This window comes from Nostoc sp. (assembly GCF_036917935.1).
GTDB lineage: Bacteria > Cyanobacteriota > Cyanobacteriia > Cyanobacteriales > Nostocaceae > Nostoc.
The window spans coordinates 18,839-38,552 of record NZ_JBALEL010000059.1 but is presented as its reverse complement, the minus strand read 5'-3'; the positions used below and the strand labels follow the sequence as shown (position 1 = coordinate 38,552).

Annotated in this window: 12 protein-coding genes; 1 reads left to right on the top strand and 11 read right to left on the bottom strand. The window is 40.0% G+C overall.

Annotated elements, in window-relative coordinates; translation table 11 throughout:
• Positions 1–22 precede the first annotated feature (22 nt).
• The 8 genes from dpdJ to V7K62_RS24955 all read right to left on the bottom strand — a co-directional run bounded on the left by dpdJ (position 23) and on the right by V7K62_RS24955 (position 15,546).
• Entirely contained in the window at positions 23–4,567 is a 4,545-nt protein-coding gene (dpdJ, locus tag V7K62_RS24990) for a protein DpdJ (protein ID WP_334868829.1), read from the bottom strand.
• A gap of 23 nt (positions 4,568–4,590) precedes the next feature.
• Positions 4,591–5,295 carry a hypothetical protein gene (locus tag V7K62_RS24985; protein WP_334868827.1) on the bottom strand — a complete coding sequence of 235 codons (705 nt, stop codon included), beginning with the start codon at positions 5,293–5,295 and terminating at the stop codon, positions 4,591–4,593.
• Positions 5,286–8,387, bottom strand: coding sequence for a protein DpdH (dpdH, locus tag V7K62_RS24980; RefSeq protein ID WP_334868825.1), 3,102 nt, complete (start codon positions 8,385–8,387; stop codon positions 5,286–5,288). The genes V7K62_RS24985 and dpdH overlap by 10 nt, the downstream gene beginning before the upstream one ends.
• On the bottom strand, positions 8,384–9,298 hold the full coding sequence (dpdG, locus tag V7K62_RS24975; protein WP_334868823.1) for a protein DpdG: 915 nt from the start codon (positions 9,296–9,298) through the stop codon (positions 8,384–8,386). The genes dpdH and dpdG overlap by 4 nt, the downstream gene beginning before the upstream one ends.
• Positions 9,295–11,835, bottom strand: coding sequence for a protein DpdF (gene dpdF / locus V7K62_RS24970; RefSeq protein WP_334868821.1), 2,541 nt, complete (start codon positions 11,833–11,835; stop codon positions 9,295–9,297). The genes dpdG and dpdF overlap by 4 nt, the downstream gene beginning before the upstream one ends.
• The gene (gene dpdE / locus V7K62_RS24965; RefSeq protein ID WP_334868819.1) at positions 11,835–14,630 is read right to left on the bottom strand and encodes a protein DpdE; all 2,796 of its coding nucleotides are present in this window, start codon (positions 14,628–14,630) and stop codon (positions 11,835–11,837) included. The genes dpdF and dpdE overlap by 1 nt, the downstream gene beginning before the upstream one ends.
• A 3-nt stretch (positions 14,631–14,633) precedes the next feature.
• On the bottom strand, positions 14,634–14,864 hold the full coding sequence (locus tag V7K62_RS24960; RefSeq protein WP_334868818.1) for a hypothetical protein: 231 nt from the start codon (positions 14,862–14,864) through the stop codon (positions 14,634–14,636).
• A 124-nt stretch (positions 14,865–14,988) separates the two neighbouring features.
• Complete coding sequence (locus tag V7K62_RS24955) at positions 14,989–15,546, bottom strand: hypothetical protein (RefSeq protein ID WP_334868816.1); 558 nt, start codon at positions 15,544–15,546, stop codon at positions 14,989–14,991.
• 29 nt (positions 15,547–15,575) lie between these two features.
• Between V7K62_RS24955 and V7K62_RS24950 the strand changes: the two genes are divergently transcribed.
• Entirely contained in the window at positions 15,576–16,544 is a 969-nt protein-coding gene (locus V7K62_RS24950; protein ID WP_334868814.1) for a hypothetical protein, read from the top strand.
• Here V7K62_RS24950 and dpdA read toward each other — a convergent pair.
• The 3 genes from dpdA to V7K62_RS24935 all read right to left on the bottom strand — a co-directional run bounded on the left by dpdA (position 16,496) and on the right by V7K62_RS24935 (position 19,642).
• Entirely contained in the window at positions 16,496–18,412 is a 1,917-nt protein-coding gene (gene dpdA, locus V7K62_RS24945; protein WP_334868812.1) for a tRNA-guanine transglycosylase DpdA, read from the bottom strand. The genes V7K62_RS24950 and dpdA overlap by 49 nt on opposite strands.
• Positions 18,413–18,801: 389 nt before the next feature.
• The gene (locus tag V7K62_RS24940; protein WP_334868810.1) at positions 18,802–19,203 is read right to left on the bottom strand and encodes a 6-pyruvoyl trahydropterin synthase family protein; all 402 of its coding nucleotides are present in this window, start codon (positions 19,201–19,203) and stop codon (positions 18,802–18,804) included.
• A gap of 304 nt (positions 19,204–19,507) precedes the next feature.
• A complete protein-coding gene (locus tag V7K62_RS24935) occupies positions 19,508–19,642 on the bottom strand; it encodes a hypothetical protein (protein ID WP_334868808.1) in 135 nt (44 codons plus the stop codon).
• Positions 19,643–19,714 lie beyond the last annotated feature (72 nt).

Sequence of the window (19,714 nt, the reverse complement as noted above, 5' to 3'; positions counted from 1 at the left end):
TCCTCAGCTATTCACTTTAATATCACTGCATAGCTTCTATTACTCGCAACTGCACTGCAAAACCAAGGTAATGTCTTTGCACCCCCTCCACCACTGGATAAACCTGCAAAAACCCAAGTTCCATCGGTTCCACTGCTAAACTTAAAATCGCTGACTTTAAATCTCCTCTCGCATCAGGAGGTGCTATCAGCGAAACTGATGCACCTTGCTTAAACGCTTCCTCCACTTGTTCCCGCCAGTCGGGTTCATTCAGCCAAACTGTAAAATCGCCCACTTGCAAAACATCCAGTAAAATTTCTCTATCAGCATCGGCAACCACAGCAAAGGGATTATAGGAAGATAAGGCGCGAGAACGAATAATATTTCCCCTCGCCCACAACAGCCCATAAATCACTTGAAACCGCCAATAGGGATTAGGCTGCACTAAACCAAGATGCAACAACGCCTGATCTAACTGGTCATCGTTGCTGCCGATATAGGCAAACACCCGCGCATCAATTTCAATACCTAAACGCGCTTCTTCTTGATGCCATAAACGAATCAAATCCAGCAGTAGTTTATCAGTTTCCGGGGTACTTCCAGGACGCAAAACCCGTGCGTTAATTGCAGTCATCACCGGATGCGTTACCAAAATCCCCTCTGAGGACAGGACTTTGCGGAGGCGATCGCTAGCTTGTTTTAATTCACTATGTCTTTCGGCTAACCGCACATCTGCTATTGCATCGGCAACATCTGCACTGGTTTGGGTTAACTCCAGTAACCGCGTCAGTTCCGAGTCCACAATCTCAAAATCCGCAGGTGACAACGCACTCCCCGCCAAGCGGAAAAAATTCGCCGGATCAGCAGCATAGCGTCGCAAGATTTCCTCAATCACCCCGCCACCACCAATGGTAGATTCAGTTATCCAAATTTCTTCTACTCCCTCTGAAATAGCAGGTGCATCTGGTGGACGCGGGCCAGGATCGATATCTAAAATCAGATCGCCCAAGTCAAAGTGGGGACACAATTGCCCACAAGCATCCAGCAGCGCCCCTCCCAAGGTCGCTTTAAAACGTAAAGCTGCCCAAGAATGCCACTCCTCATCAGGTTCTGACCAGAGAATCGGTGCCAGGTCATTTAATATAGTTTGGATTATGTCTGCGTTGCCAAGTGCCAGCAACCTATCATGTACCCTCTGCCGTCCCTGAATTTGTTCCGGTGCAGATTCCCCTTCTTCCAGTAGGGTTTCTTCGACGTTCAAGGTTTGGAAGATATTGTCTAGAACCCTTGCCATTTCTTGACCCATATTTCCACCTAAAAGCGTCTCAAAAGCTTCAGGTAAGGAGATTTGGTCTGCCAAAGCGCGGGCGGTAAGCATTGATATATATATTTGATAAAGCCATTCGCGTTGAAAGACATTTGTTAATTCACACAATCTCGCATCTGTCAATACTCGATATCGGAAATATGCCGTGCGAAACGCCCGAATCTTCTCTTGATTGGCATCGCTGGGACTGATGTTGAAATTAGGCGGAATACAAAAGCGAAATACTAGACCGTCAACAGATTGGGCAAATCCCACAGCCGCAGGACTACCATCTTGTCTCTGAGTGAAGCGAATTGTCGTATCAAGTTCCTGGCCATTTTGGAAGCGGATGTTAGCATGAGATGCGATCGCAAACCGCCGCACTTCAAGGGGCGATTGTTGAGTGTGAGTAAAGCAACAAACTTCTGTAATAAGTTTGCACCACGGGGAACCTTGAGCCAGTTCGAGTTTTATTCCCAAGTCGGGTGGTATAATTTGACTGCGCCATTCCAATTGGGCGTTAGAGGTAATTGAAATATTAGGCGGAACTTGGGTAGGATTTATTGCCCAAGGGCGAATGCAGCGAATATCTACAACTTGCCCATCTTCCCATAATTGAAAATACCCTGCTTCTTCAAATTCGGCACAATAGTCTTCTACGGGTAAAATTTGTTCTCTTTGTTGTAAATCTGGCGGTGCAATCCAGTGGGTTGCATAGATATGCTGCACCCCGAAACGGCGCGTCGCCCTACCTGGGGTAAAGGTTTTTAGGGCTTGGACAATGGGCATGGGGTTAATATCTGGATGACCGTGGCGCGTCTGTGCTGGTGTAGTAATCGTTACTTCTGGCAACAGCAGGTCACTAAATAAGTTCGGGGGAACAAAATCAGGTAATGGGTCACGGGTTTGATAGTCTTTGTCTGATTCATCTTGCTGAATAGGAAGGCGCTTCCAACCAGACTCTAAACGCCGTAGCAAAGTGGGAAGCACCGCCATCATCAATGACCTGGGCGATTCCCAAAGAACTGCTTCGACTTCATCTTTGGTAAGGTGTAGTGCTGATTGTAGATATATTTCTAAGTTGCGTTGTCCTGCTTCAGTTTCCAAAATGTTTTTGATCAGTTTTATTTCTAGTCGCTGACGGTTAATTAAGTATAAATCAGTAGTAGCAAAGTCTCTCCAGACACTTCCCTTAGTTGCAGCTAATTGCTGTCCAACCCAATCCATAAAGGCGAAAACTGCTTGAATGCGAATAATATAGCGGTTGGCAATGGGAAGCGATCGCTTTTCTAAAACTGGGTTAAACAGCAGATCGTAGCCTTGATAGGCAATGCGATCGCGTCCGTAGTCAGAAAGCACCACCACCGTCCAAGGTCGCATAGTTCTGCGTCGTCCCGCCCGTCCTTTCCTTTGCAGAAAAGATGCCATATCTCGCGGTGCTTTGTGCTGGATGACACCTCCCACTTCTGGGTCGTTAAATCCCACTTCTAGGGATGCAGTAGCAACAATCACGTCTGCATTTGGCGTAACTCCAGTATCTTGGGAACTGGTGCGCCCAATATTCAAAGGCAGTTGCAAACCGTGGCCGATTTCTTCACATAACAGCCAGGATTGTGCGGCAATCAGCCTTTCTCTACCATCAGTTGCACCATGCGATCGCAATGCAGCTAATGGCTGTCTTCCGCGCAAGGGATGACCCCAACTATCTCGACCTTCGGCATCCAAAAGGTTGTGGAATAAGCGATTGGTAACATCTAAGTCATCAGTGAAGGCGAAAACACGGGAACCATAGAAACCTTTGCTAGGGGGGTCTTCAGATGGGTCGAGTACACGCCGCAGCAGCATCGCCGTTTGGATGCTGGTAGATAAAAGACTTGTCCCTGATACTGGGTCGCCCCTGAGAACCAATTGATACTCCATTCCCTCTCTGCGAGACGCTACGCGAACAGCAATTTGGTCTTCACCAGGAGAAATTTCCTCCACTGAACCAGGGTTTAAACCTGTTAGTTGACTGAAAAATTCTGCCGCACTTTCTAGAGTTGCCGAAAGTCCAGTAAATTGGACTTTCTTGTTAATGATTTTCTGCCAACGCCGCAGCAGGTAAGCAACTTGTGCGCCGTGGATACCTGTATAAGTATGCACCTCATCCAACAAAACTATCTGAGGCTTTTTCGCCGCCGCGATGCCAAATACATGACCATAACGGGAGTCTCCCATAGACCGGTTTAGCATTTCTGTGCTGGTAAAAACTAGGTCTGGGGGAGTTTTCGCCATGCGATCGCGTGTCAGAATCACCTCATCTTCTTGGATAACAGCACCGCAGGATGCTTTGAGACAAGAAAGTTTTTCTCTACCAGCTTCCACATCAGCCCGTCGCCAAGATAGCGCACCCTCGCATCTGGGACACCGCAGGTAAGGACAAGTAAACCCACCACTTTCAGCTTCCCATTTATCCTGCACCCGATCCAAAATTGCGCTTCTGGGAGTTAAGCCAAAAAATGCACCAATGAGAATTTTACGTTTACCTTCTGCCTTGAGGACAGCATCGAGACGACGTGCTTCTTGATAGGTTTCAGAAAATTGGTCTTTGAGAAGTTCGTTACGGGGATAAATTGCCAGTCCTTTACACCAATACTCATCCTTTTTCAACAAACTTGCAATATGCGCTAGTGCTGGTAAGTAAAAAGATAAAGTTTTCCCTGTTCCTGTCCCAGCACAGACAATCATCCCGCGACTTTTTGTGCTGTTTAAATCCCGCAGCATCCGGCTTGTAGCGCGTAGCTGGAAGTCTGCAAGTTGAACCTCACCGCGCAATGGCGATCGCAGTATCGCTGTAACGGCTTTTTGCTGTATGGGAGTTAGCAGTTTGTCTGCTTTCAACTGCTGAATTACTGCTTCTGGCGTAATATACCTTTTGGGATAAATTCTCGGACGGATTTGTAAGCGATAATCAGCGACTAGGGTAGGAGATGTTTGCCAATTATTATTCGGGAACAGTTGGCGAAGACGGGCAAATAATCTCACCGCTTCCGCCATCCGGGTGCGGAAAAGGCGATCGCCTCTGAGGTTGAACTCAAACAACAATTTGCGATCGATGATTTGGGCTATAAAATCCGAAACATCCTCATCAATCTCGCAATTATTCAGAAAATCTTCTGCAAGTTCTTCTATTTCATCTTCAGAAAATCCACCATCAACAATTCCCCACGTCAAAAGTTGGACTTCCTGGCGTTCCAACTTATCTAAAAATTCTCTAATTATTTTATCCCAGTTGGTAGTCACCCTTGCTCTGCCCTTACTTTAGTTTAAATCAAGCGAATTTTTAAGGAATCAGAAATCCCATGTTGATTAATCCAATCTTGAACTTCTTCAGTTAAAAGATTTAAAGGCGCTCCTTGATTTGCTGCTGCTCGAAGAAAATGCAATACAGCTTGGGGAACTTCATCAGAGCTAAGACTATTCCAATAATATTTTAATTGTTCAATTTCACGCTCACATATTGTAAAATCAGCATTATTTTTAGGATAGATAACGTTTTTTATCTTCTTATCTATAATCTGAATTTGCAAAACTGTTTGTTTAAAAGCTTCTACTTTAGCCAGCAAATTAAGGATTTCATTGTTAGTGCTAGGCATTTGTTGATCGCGGTAGCTTTTCCATACTTCGCTCAATTGCTGTTCTAGCGTAGCTTTTAGGTTTTCAATATGGGAATTTAAAATATTACCTTTAAAGTTTTTATTGTCAAGAATCCACTCAGAATTATTTTGCAAATTTTCCTCAGCATTCATAACGAAACTTAAGATAGACTCTGCCTTATGAGTTAAATCAATATTGTCAATACCCCTTTGGCGAAAAGCTTTTAATGCTTCCACAAGTGGCTGAATAGTTGCAAGTGCATCAGCAATTTGCTTTTGCCTAGTTTGAATAGTTTTAAGATTACCTACAAAGTTTTGCAGAGATTTTCTACGTTGAGATAAATCAATTAGTTCTTGTGATTTTTCTAAGAGCATTTTGTGTCACCTTTAATTTCATTCATTAGATTCCGTAAGTTAGCTAACCCCTCACAAATTTCTTCGTAACTAGATTCTACTGTTGCACCATCAGATTGCTCTAACTCTGCAATACGACTTTTGGCTTCAAGAATCGAAGCATCCAGAAAATTATTAGTGTTATCGAGGAATTCTGAAGAATCAGTAATAACTTTTGGATAATCTTTGCTCAAGTCTTGAAGTAATTTACCGACGTTGTTTTCTGGGTTTTCTTTTTCAGTTTGTACGCGCTTCATTGTATCTCTGTAAGGGTTAATTGGTGTACGCCTGAATTGATCTAACACAGTTGTCATTCCATCAAAGTCTTTTTTACCACGAAATACAGCTGCATCTTGTGCTGCTTCCATTGCAGCTTTGAGAGCATCAACAATATCCTTTTTCTTAATGTCTTCTCCTAATTCGGATATTAGACGCTGATAGATATCTAACTGTCGTTCGTACTCTTCTTGGATAGCTTTCTCTAGCAGTTCATCGACTTGTTGACGTACCTTTTGCAATTCTGGAAACTTATCGCGGACATCTTCAGGAATTTGCTGTTGAGGTTGCCAAGATTTACGCACTTTTTCTAGAGGTTCAATAATTTGAATTGCATCAATAATTTGAAACGTTGAATTACTGCCTTTTGTACAAGCAATTCGACTTTTAACAATATCTAATAATGCTTCTCGGTTTCTTTTGAGACTAAAGGTATCAAACAGCTTTTTCCAACTAGATGCACGAGTTGTATCATCGCTTTTATCTAAGTCGAGAAACAAAGAATTAATCAGATTTTCGAGTGTATTAGTAGGATACCCTGCCATTGTGGCGCTAATCGCTAGCAATTCTACCGCCGCAGGTACGGGGTTCCAAGGTTCACCAGATTCGCGGGGATAAAGGCGAATTTTTTCGACGACATACTGACTCCAACGTTCCAAATACTTTGCGTATATGCGAAAATAGCGATCGCCATTGGTAAACTTCCAGTTCTTATAGTAGTTGTATTTTAAAATACCTTGAAATACGTATGCAATTTCTGTAAATTCCTTGTCATCATCTGGGTTAAGGGGAAGCGATAAAACAACCCCAGAATAAGTACCTCTCTTGACTTTAGGGTTGTAGAAAATGAGATTTCGCTGCTGGATTAACTTACCACTACCAACGAAACTACCTTTCAGTAGCATTTCAGTATCCCATTCTATTTTTTCGATGATTGCGGGGAAAAGAAACTCACGGATATCTTTAGCGATCGCATCTGGTAAAATTTCTTGATTGTTCCAACTATCGAGGATTTCCAGCTTTTTTGTCAGCGTTTCTGGAATCTCTTGAACTAAAGTATCAATCTTATATTCCCCTGAAGGATCTACAACGCTTGGTGTTACTTGACGAGGTTGGGGTGTAACCTGCTGAATTTGTCTCGGTTTAGTTTTGACATCAAGCAGAGGTAAATTAAAAGCAGTATGAACTTCTGGAGACAAATTGCAAAGCTCATTACTATCATCCCACAAGTCTAAAAATACCTCACGACGCTTGATATTTTGCGCGTCTTTAGCTTGGATATTTAACCTAACTTCAGCACTCAATCTCATGTTACCAAAGTGTTTTCCTAAAGTTACTGAAGGGAAACGCCCATTTTCAATATCATCAATAGAGTTGTCTAAAGTGTATTTTAATACATCTCTAATCAAAATCCTGGGGTTAAATTCATCTGGGTTTACTCTACTAAACATCTGTTCTAAAGCTTTAGAATTGAAAGGATAAAGACCCATTCCCTGAACATGGCCAAAACCTGTATGACAAGCGTGGGAATGTTCGCATTCGCTACAAGCACTTTCTATTTCATCTCTATTTTGAGAATTAGCCCAGTTTTCAATGTCTTGTTCCTTTAAGCGAACAGCATTCAGATATCTAGCAACAAATACTTGAATATCATCCTGAGTAATTAAAGATTTCTCACCAACTGTATCAATATTAAGATTGACGCTGAAGGTAACACGCTGTTGCACTGTATCAATCAAATTTTTAAAATAACCTGTAGTACAAGCTAAGGCAGTACGCATAGCACATAATGGCTTATTTTCAGCTTGCTGAGGTCTTGCTAAAACTGCTTCCAATACTTCTCTATCAATACCTTGCAATTTAGCAAAATCTTCAATTAAAAGTACTAATTCAATATTTTTTTCTGCTAATGTTTCTCGTACTTCGCGCATTAATTGCTGCAAGTCTTCTCGACCAAAATTCAAAACTTGGGTGATAGCTTCATCTAAGTGATCATTCAACCAAGTTACAGTTGGCTTTTGTATATACTCAGGATCACCTACTAATGAACGATAAAACTCTTTTGCCTTGTATCCGGCTTTTCCGATATCTTGAAAATTAAGAGGCAAATCCTCAATAGAAAACTCACGACGTTCGTTAATATCTTCAATAGTATATTGATATCCAAGTGTATGAATCACCAAGCGATGAATAATTTCTCCATCTCTTAATAAATGTTCTCGAAAAAAATCATCATATAACAAAGCAGCTAAATTTTCGATCAAATATTGCTGAGTCTCTTCATCAGCAAGTTTAGCGCGTGTATGTTGTCCGTTAATACCAACTTGAAAAGCTAAATTGTTTAATAATTGTTCTCTTGCAGCCCTATCTGTGAAAGTGCGGCTCGATTGATTTAAACGTTTGCGGTACTCATCTAATTTATCTGCCTCAAATTCCGCAATATTTAAAATCTTTTCAATTATATCTTTTAAATTTGTCCCAATTCTGGGAATGAGTAACACCTTCCGTCTATCCGTTGATTTTATATTAGCTTGCAACCAACGAATCAGGTGAGATTTTCCCGTACCCGTTTCACCTAAAACAGGTACAAAGGCAAAATCTTTCTCAGCTAAAAAATCATGGAGAAACTGTGCTTCATCGTATTCGTTCTGTGATAATGCCTTAATAGAATCCTGACGATACATTGCTATAGGATGATGTGTAGCTAGAAACAAATGATTTGCAGTTTGGGTTGCTTCGACATTCATCACCTGACGAATCATATCCAGATTCCAACAGACAAACTTTTCAAAAGTCATGATTTTTCTCCTTTCCAAATAATGTGAGAAATCCGCCCATCATTATCAATTTGGTTATTGGCTTTTGGTAAAATCATAAAGGCTGAATCAGATTGTCTCTCAAGCTGAATCTCACCCTCGTCGTGAAGTCGAAATAAGGCAAAAGCTGTACTGGTAGAAAGAAAATTATTTTCGCGTCTGCCAATTTGTGATTCTACCTCTTCTCGAAACTTTCCAGTTTCAAATAAAGGACATTGTTTTGCTAATCTATTAATAAAATATTGGATTGTAATTTCTTGTTGTCCATTAAACAAAAGCTTGAGATTTCGTTTAATATAAGCAGTTGGGTCGGGAACTGTTACCTTTACTGATTTTTCTCCCAAAGTATGACCCCATGCAAAACCCAGGTAGCGCATCCAGTCATCCATTTGGCTAAAGAAGGGGTCACTAGACATTTTTAAAAAATCGCCTACTTTTTGTTCGCTAACCTGATTTTCCACTTCTTTCGCATTTCCAGGTGCATCATAGATATCTTGCGCTAAATACCAAGCGCAAACCCGCCCGAAGTCTTCTTCATCTTCGTTATTAGAAGCAAAAAATAGGTGAGTGAGAGTATCAGGTAATAACTTATTACCTAATAGGGTATTTCGAGCATCTTCTGGTAAATCTGGGTTAATAGCAATTTCTTCTTCTTCTTTCACTAATAGACCACACTTAATACTTTCTCTAAGAGAATCATTAAACATAGGACGTGACAATTTTTTACCTTTCAATCTCTCTTTGTTTTCTGGAATATGTTCAACTAATTTATCAGGAGAAATTATATTTTCCAATATACTTTTCTTCTCTCTTTGTCCTTCGTTTTTAAGTAAATACCTAAAGATTCCTTGAATACGACTGGATTTTGCTCTTCCCGTTTTTAAAATACTCATATACTAATCTCCGTACAAAATACATCAAATTTAAAATATCTGCCAGAAAAAACATTAATTAATAGTCTGTCTTCTCTATCTGGGTCTGGTGTATTTATAGGAAGTAAAATGATGCGTATTGTGGTTGATATACTGTAATTTGATAAATATTTTAGAGGTAGATGTATTCCTGGAGGATGAAAAATCAGAGTGGGTATGCGTGGCATCAGTAGAGGCTCATAACTATCAAACAAAAAAATAAATGAGTTATGTATTCTACTACTTTCTTTCAAAAACTGTCTATATTCTGGAGAAATTACAATATTTTTTATTCCCTGTTCTATTAACCACTTAAACAATTTTTGACCTCTTTGAAAGTTATTTATTTGTTCCAACGAATCATAGAAAATAAGCAAGATTTTTTCACCTCCTAGCACTCTTTGCATTTCTTTACCTGGAAGAAAATTGGATTCTTGCCATACAGGTCTGGAAGTAGGCATAATTCCTGGAAAAGGCGTAACTCCATTTTTTCTACAAACAGGACAACCTCCACAAGCACGAGAAACTATCACCGGACTTCTGGTTTCTGGAGTGTGACGTGAGGGGATACTATACGCTTGTGCAAATATTTCTGAAATACAACGTTTAGCTTTTAAAGCTTCTTTCATCAATTGCAGGTTTTTATGACTCCAACTTTGGCGTTGATGGCGAACCGGTTCAACTTCAGATTCCCAAGTTAATTTTTCTAAATGAAGCTGATTGCGGATACGAATACTGCGAGAATTTCTATGATATTTCCAAGCTGCTTGATAAGCTTCTTCAGATTCTGATTCAAAGTTTTTCTTCTGGGGAGGCTCGACTGAATCAATTGCAATTAAATTGGCTCGATTCATCAACGTTAAAGTACGAATATTCCAAGCCCTGTTTTGGTCACTCTGCATATCAATATCTCCTTCTAGCAAAGATGGAGGATTATCAATAGGTACGCGATATTTACCGTCTTTTAAAGCTTCTTTTTTCGCAAACATACTTTGCCAACGCTGCAATCCTCTCTCAATGGTAATTGTCGATTTTTCGTTTAAACCACGAGCAATACTGAAATCTTCAGTTGTATATAATGTTAGCGATATACATGCTTTACCATCCCTTCCTCCCCGTCCAACTTCTTGATAGAAACGGTCAATAGTTTCGGGTATACAAACGTGAATTACTGCTCTGACATCTGATTGGTCTATACCTAATCCAAAAGCAGAAGTAGCAACAACTATATCAATTTTTCCTGCCTGCAATTTTTCAATTAGTTGTAACCTTTGTTGAGAGGTAGATTTACCTGTCATTATGTCAGTTCTTTTAAAACCAGCGTGGGTTAATTCTCGTTTCCAATCCTCGATATCTTTAACTTTAGTACCGTAAATAATTAACGGACGAGGAAGATGATAAACTGCCTCAATTAGCCTTTCTTTTCTAATTTCTTCAGTCTCACATCGTTTAAACCAATAAGCAGGTTCTGGTCGCAACTGTACAGCAGATATAACTTGTAAATCTTTCCCAAATAATGTTTCCAGTGTGTCTAAACAAGATTCTGTTAATGTTGCTGTTAATAATAAAGTATTAAAAGAGCTAAGACGCAATAAATCTCTTCGCAAACCAGGAATTTCTTGAAATGCGGGACGAAAATCATCACCCCATTGCTCTACCATGTGGGCTTCATCGATAATAAAATACCTTAATATTCCACGCTTGGCTGCTTCATACAGAGCAGATGCCAGAGAATCCATTAAACTTTCAGGAGAGGTAAAAATTATCCTTTGGGTTCCGGCGCGAATGCGATCGCGTATCCCTTCCCTTCTCTCTTTACCATCCACAGAATCATCGCTATAATACGCTGTGGCATGGTGTACAGAAGATTTTGATTTTAATGCCCGTTCTTGGTCAATAGCCAATGCTGTAGTCGGGACAACTACCACGCTGACACCATTATTATTTCTGGAGTTGAGCAATGCAGGTAGTTGAGCGCAAAGGCTTTTTCCCGCACCTGTAGGTAAGTTAATGATTAAAGTTGAATTATCAGGAGCAGTCAAAACGGAACGAATTGCTTCACGCTGTCCGCTACTGCGATATGCGTCTAACTTTACAAGTTGTAAAAACGGGTCGCCGGAAACTGGTTCATAATTCCGTCGAGGTTTTTCATTAAATAAGGGTGCATCTGGTGGAGATTTGTCAGCAAAGTCAAGCCATTCTGGTTGCCAAGGACGGGCGCTGATAAGATAGTGTTCTCTATCTTCGCGCAGCACGGTTGTACTAGCTGACTCCCAAATACTGCGATTAGGAAAAGGAGGTTTGCAAGGTACTAAAAGAGTTGTTGTAGAACTTCCACCTTGTTTTGCATCCTCGCGCCGCAACACATGACGCACTAGACTAGCAATATCCCCAGACTCAGGCGAGTTTTGTAACGCATCCAACAAGCGCCGATGACAAGGTTCTAAAAAATGACTAATATCTTCAGGGATTTTACCTGTTTTGAGAATTTCCCGAAGTTCTGAAAATGAGTCAATCATCAATCATCCTCCTCAGATTTAGCTGGAGGTCGTCCAGAAACGATAATAAAACCAACAGAATCAAGACGAATGGTAGGATGACGAATTCCTTCGATGATTACTTGGCTTAATGCCGTTTCGTTATTTAGTTCTTGCTCCAGTACCGTATTAGAAATTCGCTCTTGGTTAGTAAGTCGGTTGAGACGCAAGCGCAATTGGTCTAGTCTCTTACCTAACTTTTGTTCAGCACGGATGGCGCTATTTTCACATAATGCAATAAATTCGGGACGCTGACTGAGCAATTCTAAAGAGGTGCTACGCGCCTGATAGCAAAATTCTTGCCAATTGCTAGAGTCAATAAAGTTATCAAGAATAGATAAACGACTTTTAGCTAAGTTGTAATCTGGGCATTTACTCCCTTTGCCTTTATAAGGACGTTGCAAGATATTTAATAATGTTTCATCTTCAACAACACACATTGCTTTATATCGTGCATCAATAAATACACTTTCTACAATTGGAGGGAATAATCCATCTACGCGTCTTTGCAAAGTTTTATCTTTTGTGGTGTTTTTGTAATTCGTTAAATTTGTTTCAATAACGTAATTAAATCGGAAACCATACCACTCTTCACCTTCCCCAGAATCCCAAGTTTCTGCAACTCGCCACATAGCAAAAGCTTGACCCCGGTCGTCCCAATGGATATAAGATGATAGTGCTTCTACAAATTTTTCACCAATGCGGTAGAGTTTCATACCAGACTGTTGATTTGCTACCCTACGGTTAAAAGTCCCAAATTCTTCTAAAACACGTGCAAAATTCCTGTTCAAATCATTTGCTGGAATTAATGTATTTTCGGTAGGTTTATAACGCGTTAGTGCCGAAAAATTAGGATTAGTAATTGGCTTAAATCTCAACGCATCACAAATCCAATCTTCAGTTACTTGCTGGATTTCCTGATGACGAGCATCATAATCGTCTAAAGCTTGAAAATATTGGGTAGCGTTATCATCTAGAGCATCAATTTCATCAAGGGCATTTTGTTCGCTAATTTTTACTTGTTCTTGCTCAATTTCTTTTTGAATTACTTCTATATTTTCTAATAACCCATTTGCACCAATTTTAAAGAGAAGTTCTGCTAATATAGGTAACTTTTCATCAACATAAAATTGGAGACTGGCAATAGATTGCCCAAAGATATTAAACCCTTCTTTCAATAAGCGATACCATGCATCATGGAGACTATCGGGTAAGTCTACGCCAGCAAATACTGTAAACTCAACTTTCAATAGACGACCAATCCGGTCTATCCTACCAATTCTTTGTTCTAGATGATTTGGCGACCAAGGCAAGTCAAAACATATCATGTAGTTGGTAAATTGTAAGTTACGACCTTCTTCGCCGGAGGAGTCGCAAACTAAAATAAAGCATTTGGGGTCTTTTTTAAATCGATTTAAGTTCTCCTCTACTTGAGAGCGAGTTTGTCCAACTTGATGACTGACAACAGTCCCCTCACCAAAACGATCGCTCAAGTAAGATACAATTTCGCCACAAGTTTGCACAAAACTCGTAAATATAACAATTTTGGGCAGACTGTCTCCCGGTATCGGTCTTTTTATACGTTGTTGAACCTCTGCAAGCAAATTAGGGAGGTTAGATTGTAAGGATTGTAATTTTAAAGGTTCGCAGAGTTGATGGAGGATGACTGTCTTGAGTAATTCCAGGCGATCGCCATCCTCTGAAGGTTGTTCTATAATTCGCAGTAGGCTTTGCAAAATATTTGCTTCCCCGTTAGCAAATTTAGGAGTTTCAGTCAGGATGCGAACACTATCAGCACCAAACTCCTGAATTAATTCCGCAGTGGACACACCACTTAAACGTGCTTGAATTACCTGTTTTAAAATACCCAGCCAAGTACCAGAAGCACGGAAAAACAATAAAAAAATGTGGTGATATGGTTTGTCATCGGGAGCTACATCACGCCACTCTTCAATTAATTCGTGGATGTCAGGCGATCGCTCATCTAAATCGTACTCGGCTTTCGGTGTAATATTACGGTCAAATATCACATCTTCTACGGAAGCGCGACGATTGCGAAGCATCCTGCGGTGAAGTCTGTAGGTATCGCTAATATGGGTACGAATTTCCCTGACAATTTCAACTCTATCGCCAGCATTTGCTTGTAAACTATTTTCTAGCTTGTCTGCCAATTCAAGTAAATACTTATCTTGAGCAAACAGGTTGCGGAGTTGTTTGAGATTAGTTTTCAGGACGAAAGGGTTTGCTCCTTCTTTAAATGACAGCAGAATTCGGCCAATATCTTGGCGTTTTACTACGCGATCGCCAAAACCTGCTAAGTCATCAAGTTGATAGGTTGCAGGATCGAGCAGATGCAGCATCGCTAAAAAATCTTGCTCGTGGTTGAGAACTGGGGTAGCCGATAATAGAAGCAGGCGATCGCTTTTATGAGCAATATTTTTGCAAGTCTCAAAACGCTGGCGTACTGCTGCATCATTAGAAGTCGCCATTGCTGCAATGTGGTGTGCTTCATCTAAAATTAGCAAGCCAATATTCGCTTTCTGGTTGATTTTGTGAATATCCTCAACCGCAAGCACTGCTACCCGTTTGGGAAAGTGGGAGATGTAAAACTTATTTTCTAATTCCTGCTGCCATTGTTCCAGTAAATATTGCGGAACTAGCACTACCGCACCTCCAGAAGGTTCATCCAATAAGTATTGACGAAGAATAGCACCAGCTTCGATGGTTTTTCCCAGTCCAACTTCATCCGCCAGCAGGTAGCAGTAAGCGCCGGACAATTTTTACTTAGTGTTTCCCATCCGCGATCGTGCTATCTGACGCTGTTCTATAAGCTCGTTTAGTAGCTGAGTTTGACTATCAGGGTGTTCCCAGTCTTCAATAAATCGTTTCAAAGCAACATTTACCATATCTTGTATGCTTGGCGCAGCTTTCATGTACTGAGGATCAAGAGAAAACTTGATCTGCTGCAAAATTGCATAGATTTCATCTGGAACTCTTACTGGTTGTGGCAAGGCTTTTGACTCTGGTGAAACTACTCTGTTATTATTTTATTAAATATGTGAGCTTGTATACAAGCATTAATGAATGCATATTATTATTTCTATCTAGTTTAAGTCCTAAAAATGTTATGCTTTATCAGCTTTTAAGATTCCAGAGAAAATTAGATGGAGGTGCTGCTGTTTTAGCCACGTCAAATTGAATATCTGTCCAGGGAGAAGCCTTTTGTATATCAGCAATTAATCTAGCCCAATCAAGATTATTCGCTATTTTTATAACCCGCTCTGGTTGCTCATAACTCTCATATAAAAGAAGACTAATCTGCTTCATTTGCTGTAGTTTAAACAGAGGTGATGGAGTATTTTCTAAATTTGTATAATGGTTAATCCAAACTTCATGTATAAAGTCAATACCAGGAAATAAAAATAACAAATAGACTGCTACTACTCCCTGATATTTTAAAGTTCCCGCCTTTAATTGGATTTGCACTCTTTCACCGAGTCTCCAACTCTCTCCAGGTTTCATTTTAAATAGAAACATTGGAGAATAATCAGTAGTAAGACAGTTACTTTCTGTAACAACTGGAATAAAATAATACTCAGAAAGCTGGTCTTTTCTTACCCAGTTCCAAACTGATGTTCCAACTTCATCATTTAGCAGAAATTCTATAAAATCGATTGATTTCGATTCATTCATAACTCTTAATAGGTTGAAATTTTTGAATTATGGGTGTACTAACATCTTACCTTCAGCAAGAGTTTATACGACGAGCTTACCCTGGATGGGTATGTCGTCATGAGATCGCCATATTGCCCAAGGAACTGACAAATTTCTTAGGCTATGCTCCGCGTGTAGATATCCTACTAGAACGTCAAGATGGTTCAAGGCGGCTATGGATTGAGTTCGAGATTAGCAGAGCAGATCCAGTGGCTAACCATGCAAAATTTGCTACTGCTCACTTATTCAAGCCACAGCAAGAAACTGACAGCTTTATTAGTATGGTTAGTTCTCATGTGGCTCGTGGGCGGCGGAATTTGGCAGCAAATACTATTTTATTGATGCGGCATATAGGTATGAATGCCTTTCAAACGGTACTATTCCCACAGATAGCTAGAGAAGAAATTCAGCATCTCAATCATTTGAGCTTGAAAAGCTTAATAAACGTTGGTCTTGCAGTCAAACCTGAAATTGAACGTGCTATGTCTATTTCAGCAACTATTTTGACTGCTTTATCTCGTCGGATTCATTTTGCAGGTGACATGATGGATGTCATGCTCAACCTTCGACAATGGAATAATGATTTAAACACTCTTCAAGGACAGGCATTATGGGGCAAGCGCACAATTACTTACTTTGTTTTTGATCCATACTCAAAAAGTTTTGCACCGTCAAAATTCTGCGCTTACATAGCTATTCCATCTGTATTTAACCCTAATATTACTAACGTTGGTTATATCAACAGAGTGGAAATGACAGTAGAGCTTTATGTAACTTTGGATGGTACAGATAGTCGTTTTGATGGTCGTAACGCTCACAATCATCTCACTCAAAGTTTAGCTATGACTCATTGCAAATATAATCAATCTCCAGAGATAGCAGTTATATTTAATGAGTGGCTTAATAATTACTCAAATAGTATTAAAATTCACCCTAATGGTGCTGTGTTTTTATTACCGCCCTCATGGTTTAAGTAGTCAAAACAATAACTCGTAAAACCGCTTTCGTATAAATGTTTAATTCGTTGTGACTGCTTATCTACAAAAGGAATACGCACAGCAGCGTAAGCTTTACCACTTAAAGTATGATAATTCTCTACTGCATCAAACCAAGCTTTACGTAATGGACTTGCTGAGTCAAAACTAGTTACTCCCAAATGGCGGAAATAAGGAAGAGCATCAATACGTCCTACTCCAAATAAATGTAATCTAGTTTTGGGTGTTAAATGTTGATAAACTTCTTTCAATATTTCTAGAATTTCTATGGTTGGTGTCCTGGCAACTCCTCCTATAGCAATATAGTCATATTCCATTTCAACCAGTTTTTTTACTGCCTCAGCATAAGTTTCAGGACTCCAACCTTGAGCAACACCAATAGGGGTAAATGTATATCCAAATTTTTGGTGTTTTGATATAAATTCCTCTGCGTTTCGCAAAGTAAGATCGTAACGTTCTTCTCTAATTCCAGGCTGTGCAAATGGCCCTACAATTAAGTGGTCAATACTTACCCCATAATCGAAGCCTAGCCGCTGATAATAATCTAAAATTTCTATAGTATTATATGGAGGTTCTGGCTGCTTGATATATCCAAAAGCTCCACAATCCCCCATAATTTCTCCTGAGAATTTTAAATATTTTTGGATACCTCCTGCTGCTTCTATATCATTTCTTTTGGATTTTCTCTTATCAACAACTATCTTAGATACTAAAATACTGTCATAGTTGGGTTGTGCATATATTTTTTGGTCATGAGCATAAATGTCATCTTTATAAGCGTTCCGATTAGGACTAAACTTATCTTGTACAAAGTCATATCCAGCATCTACTTTATCATCCCATTCGGGAATGAAGTATTGCATTGGTAAATGCTGATTAATTGCTGGTGGTAATTCTAGAAAACAACGTAAATCTTCCTCTGTATATTTAGTTTTTCGATGGGTTTTATTTTTGAAGTTTGAGCTTTTTTCTGTTGAAAATGAAATTCCAAGAGGTAGTTCTAACGGATTTGGTTGTTTATTTAGAAGTTCTTCTAATATTTCTGGATTGTTATATATACTTTCCAATAAATGTGGATCTCTGCTGACTTCAGTCGCAATCAGCTTTAGCAGATGCCCCTTTAAACCCACTAACGCACAGCTAAAACGCGATGCAGACTTATTGGAAAGAGTTAAAGTTAATAGCTTGGCATTACCTGAATCTATATAATTTATACTTTTATTTGAAGCCAAAAAAATGAAAGTTTGGTGGGAATGAGTCTCAACTGGTAGCTTTAAAGTACGCAGGTATTTATCCCCAAGCAAGACAAATATTAAATCATATCCGACAATTTTTTGTTGAAAATCTTCATGGATTCTGAGATAATTCCCCCACGAATAGACTTCATCATTCTTCATCGAATTAAAGGTGACAGAGTAGGGAACGATCGCTTTGTCTTCCGAGATTAGACCATAACCTGCTGAAATGATTTTTACATCTACTGCTTCTTTTCCAAAATGCGATAGCGACGCGCAAAGAGCGAGTCCGCGTACTCTTTCAGAGAAGCAAGCTACGCTTTTAGCGTCTCGTAAGAGAGCGTCTGCCTTTGGCAGTAAACTACGCAGGATATCCACCCCCTCCATTAGCCGTAGATGTTGCAGCCCTGTGTACATCTGGGCAGACGGACAAGAGAATTGTGAAAGTGATTGTGTGCGTTCTCTTAATCTCTCTGTGTCTTTAAAATCTTCTATTGTTAGCTGATTTGTTGGGTTATGAAGCTTTTTTCCAGTACAAGAAGTAATAATTAGTGTGCGAAGGCGTGAAATTGTGCTAGTTGAAACCAAGGGTTTTGTTAAGGGTGATTTAGTCATCTTCATACTCTACCCAAGAATTGGGAGTTTCTGATACTGCAACATGCATAGCTGTACATCAGAAGGCACTTGCTTCTTAGTTACCGAAAAATTGGGTTTAAAGCCCCGTCGTTCTACGACGGCTTTTAATTCATTAGTGTACTAAGATGCTGCTATACTAATTGTAGTGGAAAGGTAATCAACCACTTAAAAAACCTAGCCGTCGAAAGACAAAGCACTGAACCTTGATAATTGAATCTATGCGGTTCTACTGCATTATTCTAGTTTCCTCCTAGCAGTAGGTAAAAGGTTTATAGGGGCTAGACGAATCAGCATTTTGAAACAATTTGTTTCAAACGAAACAGGACTTGCACTAATGCAAATAGGGTAGGGCATACCCGAATTAACGCTTAGGGAGAATCCCACCTCTGGTTTAGACGACGCAAGGAATCACTGGTTTTGTGGTTTCGTTGAACTAAGAATCCCCGTCGATTTATCGCGGGGAGTGTCAAGTCATAGATGTATTTGGCAATCATCTCCGCTGTCGTTTCATACTCAGGAGGCAATACCTCATTGAGAACACAATGATCTAGCCCGCCTTTTGTAACGTCTTGTTTAGCCCAGCGTAAGGTTTTGAAATCAGCAACCATAACTGGATGGGGACAATATTGTGAAGAGTGTAACTTCGATGATGTTGCTTCAATTCGCACTTTGTAACTGTGCCCGTGCATCTTACCACATGGTCCATCATAATCTTTAATGTAATGGGCGCTATCAAATGTAAATTCTGTTACTAGTTTCCATTTAGGCATTTAGTATTCCTTTATCTACCAACACAAAATTAAAACCCGTATTCAGCAATTTCAGTACTGATTGCTACTTCATTGCCTTAAAGGGTACTTCTGCATCATCTCCTAAAGTGTCACAGCTTTCTCTTCAGAGGTATAAACTACTTCTCTAGTCATCGCAATCACTATCCTCTGCTTCCGTGCCCAGCTAAACCAAGCGCTTACATCAGAATTTACTTGTGCCGCCTCCGACTTTGTACCTCCTTTACAAGCAGCGACGAATACAGCCTCCGGATATTGAATTTCCTTCCAGGTTTGGAGCGCTTCTTTAAGCTAGGCGATCGCTAGAGAGCACATTCGACCAATAACACCTCAGTGTACGTTCGATTTCTGCATTCAGACGGAATCCCAAGACAGAACAGTAAGCCAAACTACCTTCAGAGGTACGCGTACCATATACCATAGCTAATACGCCGTGCAATGACAGCATATCTTAGGGCAGGTTCAGCTTCATTATTAATAGGTTGCAATCCTG

What these genes read in the sequence shown, in the direction of transcription:
- V7K62_RS24985 (WP_334868827.1), bottom strand. Translation starts at nt 5,295, where the DNA reads ATGCTCTTAGAAAAATCACAAGAACTAATTGATTTATCTCAACGTAGA.
- dpdH (WP_334868825.1), bottom strand. Translation starts at nt 8,387, where the DNA reads ATGACTTTTGAAAAGTTTGTCTGTTGGAATCTGGATATGATTCGTCAG.
- dpdG (WP_334868823.1), bottom strand. Translation starts at nt 9,298, where the DNA reads ATGAGTATTTTAAAAACGGGAAGAGCAAAATCCAGTCGTATTCAAGGA.
- dpdF (WP_334868821.1), bottom strand. Translation starts at nt 11,835, where the DNA reads ATGATTGACTCATTTTCAGAACTTCGGGAAATTCTCAAAACAGGTAAA.
- V7K62_RS24955 (WP_334868816.1), bottom strand. Translation starts at nt 15,546, where the DNA reads ATGAATGAATCGAAATCAATCGATTTTATAGAATTTCTGCTAAATGAT.
- V7K62_RS24950 (WP_334868814.1), top strand. Translation starts at nt 15,576, where the DNA reads ATGGGTGTACTAACATCTTACCTTCAGCAAGAGTTTATACGACGAGCT.
- dpdA (WP_334868812.1), bottom strand. Translation starts at nt 18,412, where the DNA reads ATGACTAAATCACCCTTAACAAAACCCTTGGTTTCAACTAGCACAATT.
- V7K62_RS24940 (WP_334868810.1), bottom strand. Translation starts at nt 19,203, where the DNA reads ATGCCTAAATGGAAACTAGTAACAGAATTTACATTTGATAGCGCCCAT.
- V7K62_RS24935 (WP_334868808.1), bottom strand. Translation starts at nt 19,642, where the DNA reads ATGGTATATGGTACGCGTACCTCTGAAGGTAGTTTGGCTTACTGTTCT.